This window comes from Bacillus sp. MYb78, assembly GCF_002975115.1.
GTDB lineage: Bacteria > Bacillota > Bacilli > Bacillales > Bacillaceae_G > Bacillus_A > Bacillus_A cereus.
Genome location: NZ_PCOB01000063.1, coordinates 1 through 2,499, shown reverse-complemented (window position 1 = coordinate 2,499; position 2,499 = coordinate 1). Strand labels below are relative to the sequence as shown.

Sequence of the window (2,499 nt, the reverse complement as noted above, 5' to 3'; positions counted from 1 at the left end):
GTTTTCAAAGAACTACTTGGTCGCTCATTTGCGACTTCCTTATGTTAACATCTTCGTTAGTTAATGTCAACTAAGTTTTTCATTTCGTTTGTCGCTTGCGACGTTAATGTCATCGGCGACTTGTTCTATATTACACCTCTAAAGTATAATCGTCAATACGTTTTTTAAAAAACTTTATATTTTATAGATTTCATTTACGTATTTCTTCTATAGTTATATACAAGCACCCCACAGAACAATCTATGGGGTGCTCTTCTACCATAAAAACTATTGTTCTTTCGACGGCACCGAACAACTTCCATCAGCACAAGAAAGATCGCTTCCACCATCTGCTGAAAGTTCCTGTAACTTCGGTGCAGGATTCTCTTCTTCCCAAACTTGCTGAAGTGCACCAACAAAAGTTTCAAGTGGTTGTGCACCTGAAATAGCATACTTTTGATTAATAATAAAATAAGGCACTCCCGAAATTTGATATTGCTGAGCAATCGCTTCATCAATTCTAACATCATTTGCGTACGCATTTTTATCATTAATAACATTTAAAGCTTCTTGCTTATCTAAACCTGAGGCTGCAGCGATAATAGCAAGTGTATCCACATCACTTAAATTTTTCGATTCAGTGAAATATGCAAAAAGTAGATTCTCCGTAATCTCCTTTTCTTTCCCATGATTCTTTGCAAACTTCGCAAGACGATGCGCATCAAACGTATTCGTCGGCTTCATCTCATCAAAATTAAAACTTAAACCCATACTAGCTGCATGATTTCCTAGCTGTACGTTATTACGCTTAGCTTCTTCAATACTAATTCCATACTTTGATGCAAGCACTTCATTAATACTTGTTCCAGAGTAAACGGGAGTATTAGGATCCAACTCAAAACTTTTAAACTCAACTTCAACATCCTTCTTATGTGGAAATTGCTCTAAAGCCATCTCTAATCTACGTTTCCCAATATAGCAAAATGGGCATACAAAATCCGACCAAACCTCAATTTTCATATAAACACCTCATTAACATTTAGTTTTCAATCATTGTAGCACTGAGATTAAGGAATTCAAAAGTTTTTGCTCTATCTCCTTCATATAGTACATACAAAAATACACTTATAGCAGACTACCTAATTAACAAAAAAACGATAATCAAAAGGATTAACTATTATCCCTCCGATTATCGTCTATATAAATGCAACAACTTTAATTATGCCGGAATATACTTCCCTACGAACTTCCATACGGTATTCCAATATTTATTCGAATCTACTTTCTCCGCTTCTCCATGCCCAGCACCTGGAACAATTAATTTCTCTTTTTCTATTTTTGCAGCATTATATACTTCATCTAACATTTCAAAAGGAACGAATGTATCAGCATCCCCATGAATGAATAGCATAGGTGTTTTACTTTTCGCCACTTGTTTTACAGCTGAAGCTTCTTCTAAATCATATCCAGCTCTTAATTTTGTAACTGTATTTGCCGCATTCATAACAGGAAACTTCGGCAAGCGGAATAAATCTTTTAGCTGATAAGTAAATTCATCAATAACGGTTGAGTATCCACAATCTTCAATAATAACTTTAACATTAGAAGGTAAATCCTCTCCTGAAGTCATCATTACAGTTGCCCCGCCCATTGAAACACCAAATAGAGCTATTTCAGCATTAGGATCTTTCTTTAAGATTTGTTGAATCCAAATCAAAACATCTTTACGATCATTCCAGCCCATACCAACATAATCCCCTTCACTATTTCCGTGCCCACGAAGGTCTGGTGCTATGACATTATAGCCTTGTTCATAAAAGTTACGAATATATTTCGTCATTTCTGATGCTCTACCATTGTATCCATGAACCACAATTGCCCATTTATGACTAGATGATTCATTCATATATTCATAGCCTTTTAAATTCAATTTATCGAAAGAACGTATAGTTAATGTGTTAGGTTTATACTTCGATACGAAGTTCGCATTCTTTTCTTCATTTGTAGCCAATACATCTCCCGATGCATTTACCGTTTCTACTAAATGAGGATTATCTTGCAAAAATTCTTTTTCTTGTTTCGCATTCAATGCGTAGTTATAAAAATAATTCCCAACTAACATATACACGATTAATAGAAGGACTAAGACTACTATAGTAATTATACCTATCCTTTTCATATTATCTCCTTTTCTAACTTAAATCTTCTTATATTAAAGTACATCAAAAAAACAACTGTACTATTTTAACACACCAGTGAATCTTATCTTTAAGAAATAAAATAGAAAATCTTAAATTACATATCAAAAATCACGAAAGAAATCTAATGAAACTTATATAAATATGTAATTAGCTTTGAAAAGAAGTTACAAAACACAAAAAAGACGAGTCATTCTGACTCGTCTTAAAGTTGCTTGGCGACGTCCTACTCTCACAGGGACAAGGTCCCAACTACCATCGGCGCTAGAGAGCTTAACTTCCGTGTTCGGTATGGGAACGGGTGTGACCTCTCTGCCATCAT

At 34.7% G+C, this 2,499-nt stretch carries 2 protein-coding genes and 1 rRNA gene; all 3 read right to left on the bottom strand.

Going from position 1 to position 2,499, the window contains the following annotated elements; translation table 11 throughout:
- Positions 1–267: 267 nt before the first annotated feature.
- Positions 268–999: a DsbA family oxidoreductase gene (locus CQ064_RS32945; protein WP_000687922.1), complete on the bottom strand. Its 732-nt coding sequence runs from the start codon at positions 997–999 to the stop codon at positions 268–270.
- Between the two features lie 199 nt (positions 1,000–1,198).
- Entirely contained in the window at positions 1,199–2,158 is a 960-nt protein-coding gene (locus CQ064_RS32940; protein WP_000821102.1) for an alpha/beta hydrolase, read from the bottom strand.
- Positions 2,159–2,390: 232 nt separating this feature from the next.
- A 5S ribosomal RNA gene (gene rrf / locus CQ064_RS32935) occupies positions 2,391–2,499 on the bottom strand; the annotation flags it as partial.

What these genes read in the sequence shown, in the direction of transcription:
- CQ064_RS32945 (WP_000687922.1), bottom strand. Translation starts at nt 999, where the DNA reads ATGAAAATTGAGGTTTGGTCGGATTTTGTATGCCCATTTTGCTATATT.
- CQ064_RS32940 (WP_000821102.1), bottom strand. Translation starts at nt 2,158, where the DNA reads ATGAAAAGGATAGGTATAATTACTATAGTAGTCTTAGTCCTTCTATTA.